We start from the raw sequence: 15,889 nt of genomic DNA on the forward strand, positions 1-15,889 counted from the left end.
AGCGAGTTCGCGCGCCAGATCGCTCAAAGCCTTACACCGTAAGCCGCAGCAGCAATTGTATCAGGCGGTTTTACGCCGCCAGAATACCGCTCATGACTGCGTCGTGACTATGTGCGCGGATATTCCGCGCGGGGCCCGTGTTACGTCTCTCCTAAGGCCCGGCACGGGCCACCCGATTGATCGGACTCGGCCCGTTGCTGTCGGCCGGCCCGGCAGGTCGCAAGGGCAGGTATCGGATTACAACCGTTGTTTGCATCGCTGTTGCGTCCCGCCAGTCAGCGCTTCGCTGCCACCGATGCGCGATGCCGCGCTCGATGGGCAGCCCCGGAGCAGATCTCTTCCCAGCGATGAATCCGCATCGTCAATTTTGGCCGAAAGTCAAGAGTCTGTTATCTTCACGGCTGCCCCCGGACGTCCGACGAAACCGGTGAGCAATTAACCTAATAAGTAAAAGTTACCACATGAGAGACCAACTGATAGCATCCATCGCCACGAGGATCGCCGACTATCGCCGCGGCGAAATCGCGGCACCGACGCCTGAACACGTCGAGAGATGGGTTAATCAATTCCCGAACCAGCAGGACGAAATCCTCGCCGAACTAGACCACGTTCTGGGTCGAACATACATCACGGAGACGTCGTTTCGAGCCTGGATAGCACATTTTGTCGCAGACGCTAATATCCTCGGGCCAGCGCCCGCAGATTTCTGGGCTGGAGCGCAATTGCTTGCTAATCAAGGCGGCGGCGGCAGCCAGCGGCACTTGATTCAAGTCATCCGCGAAACGATCAACGCTACTTTCGGACAGTTGCAACCGCGCGCGCAGGTAGCGACATACGTCTACGTTGACGACGTGTCCTATTCCGGGAACCGCATTTTGAACGATATCGGCAACTGGATTAACGTCGCTCCGGCTAATGCATCACTCTTGATTTTCACCATCGGGGCACACGCGTACGGAAAGTGGCGAGTTGAACGAGACCTGGGTGACGCCGTGCGTGCATCGGGAAAAAACATCACGATTCGCTGGTACAGCTATGTGACGTTGGAAGACCGACGCGCTCATACTGACGTCAGCGACGTACTCCGCCCGGTCCAAGTCGCGGGAGACCAGACGGTTGCGAATTACGTCCAAACCTTTGCCCGCCCTGTGGTGTGGCGGCTCGGTACGAGTGTCGGCGTGGGTGAACTCTTCTCTTCTGGAAATGCGCGCTCTATCCTTGAGCAACAGTTATTGCACGCTGGTATCCGGATCAAGAATATGTGTCAATTCTTCGGAAAAAATCATCGACCGCTTGGATATACCAATCTGGAAACGTTAGGTTTTGGCTCTACGATCGTGACTTACCGTAACTGTCCGAACAACGCGCCACTTGCACTGTGGGCGGGCGCTCCGTGGTATCCACTGTTTCCTAGGCGGATTAACTGATGGTTTCGAGTTCCGCTGGCGTTCGCAGCTACACCCGAAAGGAGTCGGTGGTCTTTCGAAAGACCACCGACGAGTTTGGCGGTCTGTCCAACATGGCACCGAACTTCCCGTTATTTGTGGTGGGTGTATCCGTTCGCACATCGGAGGCGTTGTACCAGGCGTGTCGATTTCCTCATCTTCCCGATGTTCAAAAGCTCATCATCGAACAGACAAGTCCGATGACGGCAAAGATGAAGTCAAAGCCCTACAGACCGGAGTCGCGCCAAGATTGGGATCGGGTGCGCAACATGGTTATGAGATGGTGTCTGCGTGTGAAGCTCGCCGAGAATTGGCAAGAGTTCGGAGATTTGTTGCTAGCGACAGGAGCGCGCCCAATCGTGGAGGATTCGTCAAAGGACGCCTATTGGGGGGCTATCCACGTCGGCGATGGCATCTATCGGGGCGAGAATGTACTCGGACGGTTGCTGATGGAACTTAGGAAGAAGCTAATTGAAGACCCGGATTCGTTGCGAGTAGTGAAGCCGCTGGCTCTTTCTGAGTTTCTACTTCTCGGTAAGCATATTGAAGCCGTCACGGCGGACCAAGCGGCAATGTCGGAAGTACCTGCGTCGGTTCGCACTGCACGACTCGAATATCTGCGGGGGCGCGACGGTTCATGATCGCAAGGCTGTGTCAACATTGCTTGCGCCCCGCGCCACGTAACGCCGTCGTCATTAAAATGCAGTAACACGATGATCCGGCTTACCATTGGCGATCAGGCTATACAGGAACGGTGGGTGCATGACGAAAGGAAGCGTCACGCTCGGTGACGTAGCAGCACGCACAACCCATATCAACATCGCGTGTTCCCGTTGCGAACGGCGCGGACACTACCGGCTGTCGAAACTGGTCGCAACGCTGGGCGAGGACTTTCCGGTGACATCTCTCGCCGGGCAGATATCGGACTGCCCCAAACAGGACGCGCCCACGTGGGAAAAGTGCGATGTCTTCTATCCCGGCCTTCGGGCCATCATGGACGGCGGCAAACCGTCCGACACACCCAAGCCAGAGCATGGCGACGATGACGACGATTAAACCGGAACCCGGCTCCAGAACGGAACCCGCCATCGAGCGGGTTTTTTTTCGTCCGGACAAAGCCGATATGTCCGGCTTATCTAACTATCGTTCCCCTCGGAAAAATCAAGCTCCTTTCGTGGCCGCACCCGCTTAAATTGAAGTCTCCGGCGGCGCGGTGCTGACCGGGTGTGACCACTGAATATAGGAATCCAAATGAAAACGCAAAACGAACTTCTCGACCTGATCGCTGATGAATCGACGCCTCTCGCTGACGCGTGGCAGGCCATTCAGGACCTGCAAACGCGCTTCATCGAGCGGATCGCGCGAGTCGCCATCGAAGAACGCGCAGACGTATCGGCGCTGGTCATCAGTCAGGTGATGCAGATACATAAACCGGGCAAGGCGGTCGTGATCGATCCGAGCGCGACGCTGATCGACAGCGCGCAGGCAGCACACCTTTTGGGCGTCTCGAAAAAGAGCATGAGCAATTACGCGTCGCCTTCGACGCGTACCGCCTACAACTTCCCAATTGAACCCATTCGCGATGGCCGCCGCGTGATGTGGGATCGCGCGGCGATCGAAGCGCTCGCCGCCGAACGCGTCATCGCCTGAACGGAGAATGCCCGGCAATGAAGGTCACTTATACCGAAGTTCCTGCAAGCGAGCGGCTGGCATTCTTCCCCAAGCTTTTCGGAACGCGCATGATGATGGCGGCCGAGGCGATGGTCTATGACCGCGCGAGCGAACTGTCGATCAACTATCGGGGCGGTCTCTGGTCGTTCTATACGCTGTCTAATGGCGGGTTTTACATGGCCCCCCAATCGCCGGAACGGCTCGCCGTCTTGGTCCGTAGCAACGATTTCGAGTGCGAGGTCAGTGCGGACGCGTTCGGCCTGATCGTGTCGCTGTTCGTACTCGGCGCGCTGTGCTGGATCGAACAAGAGGAACTGCGCGAGAAGTTCGCGACGCACTTTTACCAGCTACGCGACTTCGCACTTGAGCACGAAGAAGCAAGTGTGATCCTGCGTGCGATTGACTAGGGACTATCATGCCAAAAGCGCCGGATTATCTGATCGCGCTAACAGCAGAAACGGACAAGGGCGAAGCGCACACCGCCCTGACAGGGCAGGAACTGAACGCGGTGCTCAAACTGTTGACGCGGGTCGCGTTCGCGAACGAGGAAGCGCCCGCTGACCCGTTTGAGCGTGCCTGCATGATTACTGCCGTCCGCAAACTGCAACGAATGATTATCGACGTACTCTGAGGGCCACCGTGAAAACAACCGTTTTCTGTATTGCGTTCGCTGCAGCCGCTGTCGCCGTCCCTGCGCATGCTGACCAACCCGCAACCCCCGCCGACAAAGTCGCCTTTTGCAAAGAGTTAGCGAATACAACAGGCAAGATCGTGAAGGCGCGGAATGCGGGTGTTCCAATGCAGAAACTTATGGGCGATGTGGATAAACAGCAGGCCAAAACACCCGGCTTGGGTGACTATTTCCGGCATCAGATCCGGGCGGCCTACAGCGTGCCGCGCAATTACATCACGCCCGAGCAGGGCCAGCAGGCGGCCTATGACAGTTGCGTCGAGAAGTACGGCGTGAAATGACCGAAGAAGGAGACTGAAAAACCTTGTATGAGCAACTATAATCCGAAGGACACAGCGTCCGGTTTGGCCCTCGGAATGGCCGGACGAATTTCAGCCCGCAATCTCGGCGGGCTTTTTCTATTGCTGGCAGCCGCACGATAAACACTCGCAGCGAGCGCGCGGATTGCGCCTCCGTGACGCCCGCGCGACGCGGTCGCTGCTACCCTACGTCTGTTGTCGCCAGCGTCCATGCGGCGCTAGAATCGGTTGTCGCCCGTTTTTGGTCTCTCGGTTTGGGGCAAACTTTGGCAGAAACAGCCCGCTATCTCGGCGGGTTTTTTTTAGGTTCGCGAATATCCGGGGAGACCGCTTCGGACAGGCGGTGGTTCGCGACAATTGCGGAAAGCACGTATCGCTTCGGGGAACACGAACAGTATGAATCTCGCGGATCAGTTGGAAGCTCATTTGGGCCAATTTAGCTCTCCCCCATATTTGTTTGTTGGCTCTGGGATAGCCCGACGATACATGGGCCTCGAAAGCTGGGCCGGCCTCCTGGCCACGCAATGCGAATTGCATGGTCTCCCCTATGGTTTTTTGAGCACCAGTGCGAAAGGGGATTTACCTGAGCTTGCCAGTGGCATGGCGCGCGAGTTACACCCTCGCTGGTGGAAGGAAGAAAAATATAAGGAATCACGCGCGCAGTTCGAAAAATTTGCGATCAACGAAGAATCCGCACTCAAATTCGAAATCGCGAAGTACATCAAGGACAACGCCAACGTCATTGCTGACCCCGATTTAGCAGCGGAGCTTGATCTGTTCAAACAGATCGTCGTTGACGGAATCGTGACCACAAACTGGGACGGTCTGCTCGAAGCGTTATTTCCCGACTACGATGTCTATGTGGGCCAGGAAGCATTACTCTTCGCGCATATCCAAGGTATCGGAGAAATTTATAAAATTCATGGATCCTTTGAGGACCCTAACTCTCTTGTATTGACATCGGCAGACTACGGCGAATTTCACCGCAAGAATCCGTATCTCGCATCCAAACTGCTGACCTTCTTTGTCGAAAACCCAATCGTTTTCATCGGTTATTCGCTGACTGATCCAAACATTCTGGACATCATCCATTCGGTACTTGACTGTTTGTCCCCGAAGAATGTTGAAAAACTTGGCGATCGGCTGGTCTTCGTACACTGGGACAAAGACAGTAAGGAAGACCGCTTCGAGCGTACCATTTTGTCGAAGAACGGACGGACGTTGCCAGTTTTTCAAGCAACGACGAATTCCATGTCTTCCGTGCTGGGGGGGCTGACCAGAATCAAGAGAAAGATCCCAGCGAAAGTGCTGCGCATGCTAAAAAAACAAGTTTATGAACTGGTTCATGCGACGATCCCAAGCGAACGTGTCTACGTACAAGACATCGATGCCAACACCGACCTCGACAAAGTTGAGTTTGCGATTGGCGTTGGAATTCAAGAGCGGTTGAGAGAGAAGGGTTACACCGCGTTAAGTCGGGTAGACATCGCGAGAGACGTGATCTTCAGCAACGGAGGCTATCGAGCCGATATGATCGTTCGCGACACGCTTCCCGCACTCTTGAAGGGTATGGAGTACGTACCTGTATTCAAATACTTGCATGAAGCGAGCGCAGTTCCAAAATGGAACCCTGCCTCGGTCAGTCAACGCGTGATAAAGGCGAGCAAAGCGGACCTCAAGAAGTTCCAGCCAAAAGGCATCGGCAAGATTACCGCTGCGACACTTGAGGCGTACGACGGGGATTTCGCCACCTACACAAAACAGCATGATCGCGAAACTGTGATAAACCGCGCTGGGATGCTTCCTTGGGAAAAATTGAACGCTACAGAGCTTCAGCAGTTTCTGGCCGACAATATAGACCTTATGAGCAGTGACAACATCACCGTCACGACCAACTTCTTCAAGCTGGTTTGCATCTACGACTGGCTCGCTTTCGGGCAGCTATAGAGTTCATGGCGGGGACGAAGCCCTTCCCCTCAAGTTTTGTGCCCTGCTGCCGATAGGTCAGCGTATGAAAGCGAACGTTACCAAGGCGCAAGCGGCCGCCGTCCTCAAAGCCGCCACCGAACTGGTCGACCTGATCTGCGAGATCAAGGATTTCGACGACCTATCTCCCGAATGGGGTGCGCTCTACGACAGATTCGTCGATGGTGCCTTGGGCGAGATCATGCCGGACACGACCAAAGTGGAACTCATGGAGTTGCTGGAAAGACCCGATGTCAGCCACCACTGATCGAACCTAGTCGGAGGGGTCCGTCGCCGCCTGGGGTCCGTCCAGTTCGCGCAGTTCGATCACGCCCGCATCGCGGCTCTCGATGAACCGTTCTTCGCCCGGTTCAAGCGTCGAATCGTTCACCGTGTCGCCGTCGATGATGACGCGGATCGGGTTATCGCCTTCGTTGTACAAGTTGATCTTCATGACTTCCTCCTAACGGGATTTGTGCGGGATCACGATGGGCGGCTCTGTCTCGCTCGCCGGTCCTTTCGCCGCCCTGCGGTTGACCGTGAGTTGTCCCTTGGTATCTCCGCGTGTATCGGCAAAGCTGTTGCCGTCGCCGCGTACGAACACAAGCGTGCAGGCCGAAGCGAGCACCACCAGCACCGGCGCGAGAATGCGCAGCGCTATGAGCAATTGCGTTTTCATGGGTCTATAGTTGACGCACGTTGACATGAGGAACCACACAATGGACATCCTTCCTGATCCTGTGACGTTCGAAGCGAGCGGGCTGCCATGCGTCATCATCATGACGATCGCCGGCAGATGGCTCGCCTGTGTCGAGATCACGCGCGAGCACGCGCTCTATCGACGCCGGCGCGAGGTCGAGGTTGCGGTACCCGACGCGCTCGCGGGGCTCGATGTCACGCTTGAGCGCGTCGCATACGCCGACATCAGCGCGGCGAAACTGCCGGCCGTCCTCGATTCCGGCGCGAGTCTGCCCGCGTCGATCCTGCTCGCGTGTCCCGGCGGGATCATGTACACGGGCGTGGCCTATGACGGGCGGCCGGGCAAGTGGTGGATAGGCTTCAACATGCCGGGCGAAACCTCGCATGACGAAGTACGCGTGGAACTCGAACACTTCGCCGCGCTGGTCGCTGCGCTTGCACAGGCCACGGTCACGGGCGGCCCCGCTGCCGCGCCCGAGGTCTAGAGCTTCATCAGGAACCACAGCGCGTAATACGGCTGCCGGATATCGACGGCAGCGCCGCCGCCCGCGTTCTGGATGCCGATGCCGGTTCCGTTCCCATAGATGCCGATACCCGCGCCGCTCGCGTTGTTGCCGTGATTGCCCCCGCCCGCGTCGGTCGGGTTCTGGTAGCGGCTCGATCCGTAGCCCGTCGATACCGGGCTGCTCGCACCGCCGTTGTCCGAACCCGCTTGCACCGAACCGAGGTTAGGAAGCGTGTGCTGGTGGCCGTTGTCCCATACGCTGTGATTGTGGCCGCCGTCCGCTACGCCGTGCCCGTGCCCCGGATCGCTGATGCCGTGAGCATGCACGGGCATCTGGCTCGCCGAGAGCGTGACCGTGTTCGCGCCACCCGTCGCGCCCGATGCATACGTGCCACCGGCACAGACGGGTACCTTGTCTGTCAGGTTGGGCGTCCCCTGTGTGCCGTCGCACTTCGCCCAGCCCGTGGGGATCTTCGTGCCATCGCCCCACCACATGATGATCGTCCCCTTGGGGGACGCGCTGCGGAAGTCGCCGAGAATGTCATCGAGCGGACCGACATCGATCCACCCGTCGTCCGCGTTCGTGCGGTGCTTCCAGCGCTTCGCGGTCGTATCTCCCCACCACATGCCCGGATAGGTCTGCGTGGGTGCTACGGGCCCGCTGTTGTCGCCGATCAGCGCAAGCACGATGTTGTTCAGCTGCGTGCGCATGTCGAGACCGGACGGATGCGCGGGAACCTGGTAGTTGGGGACCTGTGTCATGGCGTGACTCCCATACGCTGACGGTCAGCCAGCAGTCGTTCGATATCGCCCTTCATGAGCGCCGACCATCCGAGCCCGTCAAGGTCCACGTGCTCGTATCCGTAGCCGCGCGCGATCCAGTCGCAGGTCTTCGCGATGCCCGTGCCGCCGGAGTTCTGAAACTGGATGGTGAAGCCGGTTGCGCTCTGGTTCGTAATCGACCATTTGTCGCCGCTCGCGAGCCCCTGGGCGATGATGCTGATCGCGGGCGCGGCCTTGAACGGCACGCTGAACGTGATCGACGAACCGGTCGCCGCGACGGGAACGTTATTGCGGCTCTCGATCCGGTCAGGCACATCGACGATGGCCCCGAGGCTGGTAATGCCAATGCCGTGCGTGGTATCGGGTACCTTGACCGCGAGCGAGAAGCGCACCGCACGGAACGTCAGATCGGCAACGACAAGCCGGGTCCACGGAGACCAGTCGGCCGCCTGCGCCACATTCGGATCGACGTTGGTGATCGACGCGAGCACGAGCGAGCCGCCTTCGTTGATCTTCGTGCCATCGACATCGGAACGCGCATCGAAGTCGGGCCACGTGTCCACGTCATCGGTCACGTCATAGACGGCCCCCTCGTTGTACGTTGAGCATCGGACCGTGTAGACCTTGCCCATATCGACCACGCGGTCGAAGTAGTAGCCGCCCTGTGTCGACACAACGAGTCCCGTGTCCGGGTTCTGATCGAGGAACAGGATGCCGTTGCGCACGATCATGTTCTGCTTGACGCCCGTAAAGGTCGGGTCCTGCTGGAGATTCGCCACGAGGTTGTAATCACGCAGCGGTCCGGTCGTGCTGATGACGTAGGCCGGGTTCTCGGAATACGCGCCGCTTGAGTTGATGAACTTCGCCAGATACGTGCCTTTCATCAGCAGCGTGTAGCCGCTCGACTGCGAGCCCGAGAAGCGCGCGATGTCGCTGGCTTCCTCCCACATCACGGCGGTCGTGAGGCGGGTCGAGAAGCGGATCGCCACCTGACCGCCCACCGTGACATCGAGATCGGTCGAGGCAATCCAGCCGAGATTTGCGCTGTCGTTGATGACGGTAAGCTGGAAGCCCTTCACATCTTCGGGCGGCTGGTTAAGCGCGCGCAGCTGCACCGTAATCGACGCGGGCGCGCTGCGGATGCCTATCGAGTTGATCGCCCACACCGTGAAGTACCACGTGCCTTCCTCGGTCGGCTGGATATCGATGCTGTTCATGAAACAGTCCGCGTACACGGGCGAGTCCTGTTCATGCTGGTACGACACCGCGAAGCGTACCGCGCCCACGGGCGCGAGCCATGAGAACGTCGCGCGCGAGCCGACCACCATCGGACTGATCAGGTACTTCGACTCGGTCACGTCCAGTTCAGTACACGGCCCGACATTGAACGGATCGATGATCGAGGTCGGCAGCGGTTCGAGCTTCAGATCCGCCTCGATCGCCGCGAACTTGTCCGGCCGGTAGGCGATGCCCGCGATCTCGATATTGCCGTCCTCGTCCTCGCTCGCTGACGTGCATCGCCACTGTTCCATCTGGAGCGTGCCGCCCGAGATCGCCCAGGCGCACATGCGCGTGGCCGCGATGGGTAGCGCCTGCGCAAGGTGGACGGTTGCCTGCGGACCGTCCTGCGTGACGAGCAGCGCACGGGTGGCGAACGTGCCATCGGGCAGCATCACTGAGATCGACCATGATGTGTCGGTCGTCAGATTGACGGACGCGTCGAGCGTGAGCCAGTCGGTCCCGCCATCGAGCACGCGGCCACCCATGCGCGCGCCCGCACGCGTCGGATCGGTCGTGAGGAACACATCGCCGGGACGCACGAACGCGGCATTGACGCCCGTCTTGAACGTCACCGACTCCGACAGGTAGCGCTCGGTCAGCAGCGCCCAGCGTCCGACCCTGTGCGCCTGACCGCGCGACGTGCAGCCGAAAGCCTGTATCTGGAGTTCACGGATTCCCCACTGCGCGATGGCTTCCGCGTCCTCTACATACTCGATCGCCTGCGCGTACTTCTGCGCGGGATCGTTCCACGTGACGAGCGCGATCGTATGCCGCTGGTTCAGAGGCGAGCCCACGTAGTTAAACGCGCCGTCGATGATCTTCGACGGGCTGAATTCATCGACGGCATCGGCGGGCATGTCAGCGCTGAACGTCAGTGCGCCGCCGCTCCAGAAGATCAGGCCGTTGAAGATGCTCGCGAAATGCTGAAGCAGCGTGATCGCGTCGGCCCGCTCCTGTATGTAGCAGTTGCACGTATAGCGCGGCTCAAGCTGGCCGAAGCCGTTATTGACCATGCCGTCGCAGTACTGGCCGATGCTGTACAGCGTCCACTTGTCGATCAGCGCGGGCGACAGGTACGCGCCGAGCCCGAAGCGCTGCGTGACGGAAAGGTCGTACACGATCCACGCCGGGTTGTCGGACCATGCGACCTTGAATGTTCCGTCCCACACGCCCGTATAGGTGCGCGTCGGCGGGTCGTAGTTCGAGGGAATCTGGACGCGCCGAAGCTGCGTATCGAAGGACAGCTTCGGGATGCTCTTGAACGTCGAGGCGTCGATCTGTACGCCTACGAGCGCGCAGTACGGATACATCAGTTGCGAGTCGACGATCTCGGTCATCGTCTCCCACTGGAACGCGTTCTGGAGATTCGAGGTCGTCGAGTCGGGCGTGATGCGCCGCACGCGGATATCGTAGGTGCCGCCGAGCACGCCGAAGCGCGAGAGGCCGAGGCGATACGAGCGCTGATAGCGGCTCGTGGTCTTGCCCGTCACCGTGTCCGTGTAGAACGTCTGGAACCCCGCGCCGTTGCGCTGCACGTCGATCGCAAGCTGCACCGATGTCCCGCTCAGATCACCCGTGGTCGTGTCGAGTGAGGTCATCTGCGGAAAGCCGAGCGTTACGCGGATCGCGGTGACGTTCGGATTGGTGATCGAGCGCGTGACGGGCGCGGCCGCCGTGACCGTGACACCGACCGTCGATTCGGACTCGGTCGCGGAAAAGCCCGAGATCGGAGCCTGTTGCGCGGTACCCGTGCGCCACTCGATGGCCGCGCCGTTGAAATTCCACGAGCCATCCGCGTTCGCAAGCGGCGTGTCATCGACGTAGATCCCCGCCGCGTTGCCGACGATGCCCTCGATCTCGCCCTCGCATAGCAGGTTGATCACGCGGGCGTACTGGACGGACCGGAGACTGTCGGGTGCCTCGACGGGCGAGCGCGATCCGCCGCCGCCTCCCTTGCCGCCGCCACCACCTGCGCCAGCAACGGGAACCAGATCGCGGGAGTTCATCAGTTCACCACGATCTCGTTATTGGTCGAGAAGCCCACGCTGATCACCTGAGAGCCGACGATCATGCGCCCATAGCCGAGCGGCACGGGACCGCCCTGGCCGGTCGTGTTGACCGCGCCATCGAACGCGAGCGAAGGCTGGTTGTCGGCTTTCTCTGGCGTCGCGCTGCCGGATGCGCGCGGCGCAAGCATCTGCGCGACACCGCCCAGCGCCATTGACAGCCCCATGCTGACGAGCGCCATCCCGAGCCCGCCCGAGTATGGGCTGATCACGAAGCCCACCACTGCAAGCGCTGCGCCGCCGATGATCTTTCCCCACGCGCCCGCGCCCGCGACCAGCGGGACGACCTTGAGTGTGCCCGTGGACTGCGGATAGTCGAGATCGGATTCGTCATAGTCCTGGTATCCGCGCACGAGAAAATTCTGGGTCGCGTGATCGCGGAAGTAGCGGCGCAGCCCGTCAAGCTGCAAGCAAAGCGCGAGGATCGCTTCGCGCGGCGAATGCACGTCGAGCACATAGCGACGGCCGAAGCGCCGGCGAAGGTCGCCATAGAAAAGCACGGTGAGCATCGGACCACCTCACGGGAATGAGCGATGGCGGAGAACGGCGGTCGTGCGCCGCTGGTAGAACTCCTGATACGTCTCGCGGCGCGACGGCTGTCCGATCAGGTGATGCAGGATCACGCCGTGGCCCAGATAGACGGCCATGTGGTTCTCGCGTGGCGCGCGTATGCGCATCAGGATCAGGTCGTGCTCGCGCAAGGTCTCGCGCGGCACCTCCCGAAAACCCTCGCGCACGAAGTTGTCGCGATACAGATCGGGGCCGCTCGCGCCTTCCCACCAGCCCCACGAGCGCGTGTAGTCATTGAGCGGGATGCCGAACTTCGCGAAGTAGTCGCGCACGAGCGCATAGCAGTCGTGGACGCCATGCACGAACGGACGACCGATCAGCGGCGCGGCGAAGCCTTCAGGCCGCGAGATCGTGTACGTGCCGAGCGGGTGATTGACGATCAGCCACGGCAGCTCCGTGTCCTCGATGCCGGCGCGATCCGCGAGCGACGGCGCCGGGTCCGCATACGGATGCGAATGCACGATGGCGACGATGGTCCCCGTGTCCTCGGCGCGCGCATAGTCGGTCGCGTTGATGATGAAGTGTTCGTGATCGCGCGCTTCGTTGCGGCACGCGACATACACGAGCAGCCCCGACGTGTCGCGCACCGCGAGCCCGCAGCACTCGCGCGGCGCTTCGGCTTCGGCATGGATACGCACGTATGGGACGAGCGCGGTCAGTTCGTCATTCATCGGTACTGTCCTGCACCGGGAAAACCGCCGAACGGAACCCAGCCCGCGAAGCGCAGGCGGCAGCTTGCGAGCCGCTTGCCGCACGCGTCCCTGTTCGGGTCGCTGGTGGGGTTGTCGTTGATGTCGGCCACGGGTCCGCCCGCATAGCCGCAGCCGTCGCCCCGGTACTCCCACGGACAGCTATTGCAGATGACCTGCCGGCGAGGTAGCTGCACGCCCTGAACATCGAACGCGACGGCAAGCTCGAACTCGCATACGTCCACCGACTCGCGCAGCTTCTGGTTCACATAGAAGACATCGTCGGGAAAGCCTTCGGTGGGGTCCGCGAGCGGATTGCCGTCCGCGAAGTTCACCGCGTCGAGGTAGCGCGCGAGCGTGCGCTTGCGCGTGACGGGCGCGCCGACCATGTCGCTGTATTCGCGGCATAGCGCGCTGATAATCCCGCCCACGTTCGACACCGCGAAGTGCGGGCGCGGCAGCGTACCTTGCCCCTTGAATTCGAAGCCCGTCGCCTGAACGGGAAAGCGCTGATAGGTGTTTCCCTGCCATACGACATCGCCGCCGATCTCGTTCGTGCCGGCGTGAAAGCGCGTGATCTCGTTGCCTGACGGGACGTGATAGGCGGACAGATCGAGCACAAACAACTGGATCACCGCGCCGGGGGCCAGTTCCTGTATTGCGCCGTTGAGCTTCATACGAAGACCTGTTCGAACTTCATCGACAGGTTGAGCAGCCGCGAGCCATCGGCCAGCAGATCGCCATAGCTGAACGACCACGAGGAACAGATCACGTCCTCGGCCACACTCTGGCGCGGGGGCGTCCAGTTGAAGACATCGACACCGTTGCGCGCCTGCAGGAACGCGACCACGTTGCTGTACGTGTCGCCCGTGATGTTGCGCATCTCGACGGACCACATGTGCGCCTGCGTGTTGATGCCGGCCGGTCTGCGCTGTGCATAGCCGTCGCCGAACTGTGCCTTGATGACCTTAGGCTCAAGGTCGTAGTTCGCGGACGTGACGCACCAGTCGAAGACCGCGCCCGTCGCGCGAGGGGTGATGATCGAGCGGCCGATCCAGCGTTCGAATGTCGTGATCATGATGCGAGCAGACCTCCCGTACGCTTCTCGGTCGAGATGACCTGACGCACCACCGTCGCGATACGCTTGCCGAGTTCGGTCGCGTTGCGCTCGTCGCCCTTCGTATCGGTCGTGGTCCGGTCGTCACGCTCGCCGTACATGTTCACGTTGACCTGTACGTTGGGACCACTCGGCACGCCCGCGTCGGTGGCGATGCGGCCGCTCACGTTCGGGATAAAGAACTCCTTGCGTCCGGGTAGCTCGTTGACCTGATAGAGCATCCCGGCCGAGACGGGACCGCCCGACATGCGGCCGGGCGCACTGAGAAACGATGACCAGTCCCGGCCGCCGCCCGTCATTCCCGCGCCGACGATCTTCATCAGCGGCTGGAACACGTTCTGGTACACGAGCATCTTCGCCATGTCCTTGAGGATCGACGTGACCATCTCGCTGAACGACACGCTTGCGTCCTTCGTGGAAAAGATGAAGTCGACGAAGGCATCGGACGACTGTTTGCCGAACGCATCGATCGCGTCCTGTATCGCCTTAAGCTGCTTGAGCCACGGATCGGTCTTGTCCTGCGCGTTCTTCAGGTCGTCGCCCGCTTTCCTGATCGCAAGCGTGTAATGCGCCGAATCGATCGCGCCCGCCTCAAGCGCATCGTTAAGCTGGTTAACCGTATCGGTGTACTGGATCGTGGGATCGACGGCGCGCGCCTGAGCATCGCCAAAGGCGAACAGCGCATCGATGCGGTCGTACTCGGCCTTGAGATTCGCCGCGGCTGCCTTGTACGCGGTGTCCTCCGCGCTCTGCAAGTTCTCCTGAGCCTGCTTCTCCGCATCGAGCGCAACGGTCTTGTCCTTGATCGCCTGAACCACATCGTGCAACGTCTGTTGCTGCTGCTGGTTCATCTTGAGGTACTTCGGATCGGAGATCAGTTCCTTCATCGGATCGCCTTCAGCGGCGAGTTTCCGGTACTGGTCCTGCAACGATCCAAGCATCTGCGCGTAGTCATCGACGGCTTTCTTCGCGCGCTTCTGCGACGCGGCCATGTCGTCGAGCCCCTGCGAATACTTGAGCGTGGCCTGAGTCGCAAAGCCTGAATTCTTGTCGACCTGTGCCCACGCGGCCGCGCTCTCGCGATAGCCGTCCGTCATCCTGTTTCGGGTCTGCTGGATCGTGAAGTCCAGCTGCTGCATGCGCGCCTGAGAGTCCTTGACGTTATCAGCCCATGCCTGTTTGCCGCCCTCGATATCGCCGCTCATGAACTTCTTCGCGACACCGATAGCGCCCTGTGCCTCCTTGAAGAAGTTGCCAACCGCGCCCGCCGCATACGTGAAGTTGACCACCAGCGCGGCGAGATCCTTGCCGAGCCATTCAAGCACGGCACGCATCCCGCCGCCTGCCTGCTGGCCGTCCATCATCGCCTGTGTCAGCCCCATCAGCGCGGGCGCGAGGTCCTGTGCAACGATAGCGGCAGATCCCTCGCTGACCTTGCCGAGCCGCGAGATGTTGTCGTTCAGTTCGCCCATCGCCTGCGCGGTGCTGGTGCTGATGACCAGCCCCATCTTCTGCGCTTCGTCGGCCGCAGTCGCAAAGCCCTCCGCGCCCTGATTCAGCAGCGGGATCATCTTCTGGCCATCGCGCCCGAATAGCTGCGTGGCGACCGCTGCTTTCTCGGCGCCGTCCCGGTATTTCGAGAAGGATTCCGCGATCTCTGAGAACGCCTGTGTGGGGTCTGCGGACTGCAAATCCTTGACGTTGAGCCCGAGCGCCTTGATCGCGACGGCTGAATCGTTGGCGGGATCGCGTGCGTCGACCATCGCCTTGTTCAGCGCCTTGAAGCCCGCGGTCAGGTCGTCCACCGACACGCCCGCGAATTCACCCTGATAAGCGAGCGCGGACAGCGCTTCCGTGGTCGTGCCGATACGCTGCGCGAGCTTGCCCATCGCATCGGCCTGATCGATCGCGGAGCGGATCTTTTCCGCGAACCCGCGCGCGAACTCCATTGCATAGTCCGCGCCCGTCATGAACGCTTCGGCAGCGGACGAGCGGCGGATCGATTCAAGCTGCGACTTGATATCGTTGTTCGCCTGATTCAGGTCCTGACGAAGGCGCGATACATCGGCTGCGATCTCGAATACGAGCGAACCGGCGGAAGCCATAGC

At 60.5% G+C, this 15,889-nt stretch carries 19 protein-coding genes; 10 read left to right on the forward strand and 9 right to left on the reverse strand.

The window, feature by feature from the left end; all coding sequences use genetic code 11:
• The first annotated feature begins 461 nt into the window (after window positions 1-461).
• The 9 genes from BPHY_RS17080 (at window position 462) to BPHY_RS17120 (ending at window position 6,339) form a co-directional block, all read left to right on the forward strand.
• The gene (locus BPHY_RS17080; protein ID WP_012402697.1) at window positions 462-1,427 is read left to right on the forward strand and encodes a phosphoribosyltransferase-like protein; all 966 of its coding nucleotides are present in this window, start codon (window positions 462-464) and stop codon (window positions 1,425-1,427) included.
• Complete coding sequence (locus BPHY_RS17085; RefSeq protein WP_012402698.1) at window positions 1,427-2,086, forward strand: NADAR family protein; 660 nt, start codon at window positions 1,427-1,429, stop codon at window positions 2,084-2,086. Before BPHY_RS17080 ends, BPHY_RS17085 begins: the two co-directional genes overlap by 1 nt.
• Before the next feature lie 121 nt (window positions 2,087-2,207).
• Window positions 2,208-2,501, forward strand: a complete 294-nt coding sequence (locus tag BPHY_RS17090; protein ID WP_157686607.1) for a hypothetical protein — start codon at window positions 2,208-2,210, stop codon at window positions 2,499-2,501.
• A gap of 195 nt (window positions 2,502-2,696) precedes the next feature.
• Window positions 2,697-3,095, forward strand: coding sequence for a hypothetical protein (locus tag BPHY_RS17095; protein WP_012402700.1), 399 nt, complete (start codon window positions 2,697-2,699; stop codon window positions 3,093-3,095).
• A gap of 17 nt (window positions 3,096-3,112) precedes the next feature.
• The gene (locus tag BPHY_RS17100) at window positions 3,113-3,523 is read left to right on the forward strand and encodes an antirestriction protein (protein WP_012402701.1); all 411 of its coding nucleotides are present in this window, start codon (window positions 3,113-3,115) and stop codon (window positions 3,521-3,523) included.
• 8 nt (window positions 3,524-3,531) lie between these two features.
• The gene (locus tag BPHY_RS17105) at window positions 3,532-3,747 is read left to right on the forward strand and encodes a hypothetical protein (RefSeq protein WP_012402702.1); all 216 of its coding nucleotides are present in this window, start codon (window positions 3,532-3,534) and stop codon (window positions 3,745-3,747) included.
• A gap of 8 nt (window positions 3,748-3,755) precedes the next feature.
• Complete coding sequence (locus BPHY_RS17110) at window positions 3,756-4,088, forward strand: hypothetical protein (RefSeq protein ID WP_012402703.1); 333 nt, start codon at window positions 3,756-3,758, stop codon at window positions 4,086-4,088.
• Window positions 4,089-4,592: 504 nt separating this feature from the next.
• A complete protein-coding gene (locus BPHY_RS17115) occupies window positions 4,593-6,053 on the forward strand; it encodes an SIR2 family protein (RefSeq protein WP_157686609.1) in 1,461 nt (486 codons plus the stop codon).
• A 64-nt stretch (window positions 6,054-6,117) separates the two neighbouring features.
• Window positions 6,118-6,339 carry a hypothetical protein gene (locus BPHY_RS17120; protein ID WP_041764301.1) on the forward strand — a complete coding sequence of 74 codons (222 nt, stop codon included), beginning with the start codon at window positions 6,118-6,120 and terminating at the stop codon, window positions 6,337-6,339.
• A gap of 6 nt (window positions 6,340-6,345) precedes the next feature.
• Here the strand turns inward: BPHY_RS17120 and BPHY_RS17125 are convergent, their stop codons facing one another.
• Together BPHY_RS17125 and BPHY_RS17130 are read right to left on the reverse strand one after the other, a co-directional pair.
• Entirely contained in the window at window positions 6,346-6,525 is a 180-nt protein-coding gene (locus BPHY_RS17125; protein WP_012402705.1) for a hypothetical protein, read from the reverse strand.
• A 9-nt stretch (window positions 6,526-6,534) separates the two neighbouring features.
• Complete coding sequence (locus tag BPHY_RS17130; protein ID WP_012402706.1) at window positions 6,535-6,750, reverse strand: hypothetical protein; 216 nt, start codon at window positions 6,748-6,750, stop codon at window positions 6,535-6,537.
• Between the two features lie 40 nt (window positions 6,751-6,790).
• On the opposite strand from BPHY_RS17130, the gene BPHY_RS17135 reads away from it, so the two are divergent.
• The gene (locus tag BPHY_RS17135; protein ID WP_012402707.1) at window positions 6,791-7,255 is read left to right on the forward strand and encodes a hypothetical protein; all 465 of its coding nucleotides are present in this window, start codon (window positions 6,791-6,793) and stop codon (window positions 7,253-7,255) included.
• On the opposite strand, the gene BPHY_RS17140 is transcribed toward BPHY_RS17135, so the two are convergent.
• Genes BPHY_RS17140 through BPHY_RS17170 form a run of 7 tightly spaced genes read right to left on the reverse strand, consistent with a single transcriptional unit; the run spans window position 7,252 to window position 15,886 of the window.
• Window positions 7,252-8,037: a hypothetical protein gene (locus BPHY_RS17140; RefSeq protein WP_012402708.1), complete on the reverse strand. Its 786-nt coding sequence runs from the start codon at window positions 8,035-8,037 to the stop codon at window positions 7,252-7,254. The genes BPHY_RS17135 and BPHY_RS17140 overlap by 4 nt on opposite strands.
• Window positions 8,034-11,345, reverse strand: coding sequence for a host specificity protein J (locus BPHY_RS17145; RefSeq protein ID WP_012402709.1), 3,312 nt, complete (start codon window positions 11,343-11,345; stop codon window positions 8,034-8,036). The genes BPHY_RS17140 and BPHY_RS17145 overlap by 4 nt, the downstream gene beginning before the upstream one ends.
• Window positions 11,345-11,914, reverse strand: a complete 570-nt coding sequence (locus tag BPHY_RS17150) for a tail assembly protein (protein WP_012402710.1) — start codon at window positions 11,912-11,914, stop codon at window positions 11,345-11,347. The genes BPHY_RS17145 and BPHY_RS17150 overlap by 1 nt, the downstream gene beginning before the upstream one ends.
• A 9-nt stretch (window positions 11,915-11,923) precedes the next feature.
• Window positions 11,924-12,646 (reverse strand): C40 family peptidase, encoded by a 723-nt coding sequence (locus tag BPHY_RS17155; RefSeq protein WP_012402711.1) that lies wholly within the window; start codon window positions 12,644-12,646, stop codon window positions 11,924-11,926.
• A complete protein-coding gene (locus BPHY_RS17160) occupies window positions 12,643-13,341 on the reverse strand; it encodes a phage minor tail protein L (RefSeq protein WP_012402712.1) in 699 nt (232 codons plus the stop codon). The genes BPHY_RS17155 and BPHY_RS17160 overlap by 4 nt, the downstream gene beginning before the upstream one ends.
• Complete coding sequence (locus tag BPHY_RS17165; RefSeq protein ID WP_012402713.1) at window positions 13,338-13,742, reverse strand: phage tail protein; 405 nt, start codon at window positions 13,740-13,742, stop codon at window positions 13,338-13,340. Before BPHY_RS17165 ends, BPHY_RS17160 begins: the two co-directional genes overlap by 4 nt.
• Entirely contained in the window at window positions 13,739-15,886 is a 2,148-nt protein-coding gene (locus tag BPHY_RS17170) for a phage tail tape measure protein (protein WP_012402714.1), read from the reverse strand. Before BPHY_RS17170 ends, BPHY_RS17165 begins: the two co-directional genes overlap by 4 nt.
• Window positions 15,887-15,889 lie beyond the last annotated feature (3 nt).

Origin of the sequence: Paraburkholderia phymatum STM815 (assembly GCF_000020045.1) — a bacterium.
GTDB classification, from domain to species: domain Bacteria; phylum Pseudomonadota; class Gammaproteobacteria; order Burkholderiales; family Burkholderiaceae; genus Paraburkholderia; species Paraburkholderia phymatum.

Bases quoted from the DNA above. Each gene is read 5' to 3' on its own strand.
- BPHY_RS17080 (WP_012402697.1), top strand. From the start codon at position 462: ATGAGAGACCAACTGATAGCATCCATCGCCACGAGGATCGCCGACTAT.
- BPHY_RS17085 (WP_012402698.1), top strand. From the start codon at position 1,427: ATGGTTTCGAGTTCCGCTGGCGTTCGCAGCTACACCCGAAAGGAGTCG.
- BPHY_RS17090 (WP_157686607.1), top strand. From the start codon at position 2,208: ATGACGAAAGGAAGCGTCACGCTCGGTGACGTAGCAGCACGCACAACC.
- BPHY_RS17095 (WP_012402700.1), top strand. From the start codon at position 2,697: ATGAAAACGCAAAACGAACTTCTCGACCTGATCGCTGATGAATCGACG.
- BPHY_RS17100 (WP_012402701.1), top strand. From the start codon at position 3,113: ATGAAGGTCACTTATACCGAAGTTCCTGCAAGCGAGCGGCTGGCATTC.
- BPHY_RS17105 (WP_012402702.1), top strand. From the start codon at position 3,532: ATGCCAAAAGCGCCGGATTATCTGATCGCGCTAACAGCAGAAACGGAC.
- BPHY_RS17115 (WP_157686609.1), top strand. From the start codon at position 4,593: ATGGGCCTCGAAAGCTGGGCCGGCCTCCTGGCCACGCAATGCGAATTG.
- BPHY_RS17120 (WP_041764301.1), top strand. From the start codon at position 6,118: ATGAAAGCGAACGTTACCAAGGCGCAAGCGGCCGCCGTCCTCAAAGCC.
- BPHY_RS17125 (WP_012402705.1), bottom strand. From the start codon at position 6,525: ATGAAGATCAACTTGTACAACGAAGGCGATAACCCGATCCGCGTCATC.
- BPHY_RS17130 (WP_012402706.1), bottom strand. From the start codon at position 6,750: ATGAAAACGCAATTGCTCATAGCGCTGCGCATTCTCGCGCCGGTGCTG.
- BPHY_RS17135 (WP_012402707.1), top strand. From the start codon at position 6,791: ATGGACATCCTTCCTGATCCTGTGACGTTCGAAGCGAGCGGGCTGCCA.
- BPHY_RS17140 (WP_012402708.1), bottom strand. From the start codon at position 8,037: ATGACACAGGTCCCCAACTACCAGGTTCCCGCGCATCCGTCCGGTCTC.
- BPHY_RS17145 (WP_012402709.1), bottom strand. From the start codon at position 11,345: ATGAACTCCCGCGATCTGGTTCCCGTTGCTGGCGCAGGTGGTGGCGGC.
- BPHY_RS17150 (WP_012402710.1), bottom strand. From the start codon at position 11,914: ATGCTCACCGTGCTTTTCTATGGCGACCTTCGCCGGCGCTTCGGCCGT.
- BPHY_RS17155 (WP_012402711.1), bottom strand. From the start codon at position 12,646: ATGAATGACGAACTGACCGCGCTCGTCCCATACGTGCGTATCCATGCC.
- BPHY_RS17160 (WP_012402712.1), bottom strand. From the start codon at position 13,341: ATGAAGCTCAACGGCGCAATACAGGAACTGGCCCCCGGCGCGGTGATC.
- BPHY_RS17165 (WP_012402713.1), bottom strand. From the start codon at position 13,742: ATGATCACGACATTCGAACGCTGGATCGGCCGCTCGATCATCACCCCT.
- BPHY_RS17170 (WP_012402714.1), bottom strand. From the start codon at position 15,886: ATGGCTTCCGCCGGTTCGCTCGTATTCGAGATCGCAGCCGATGTATCG.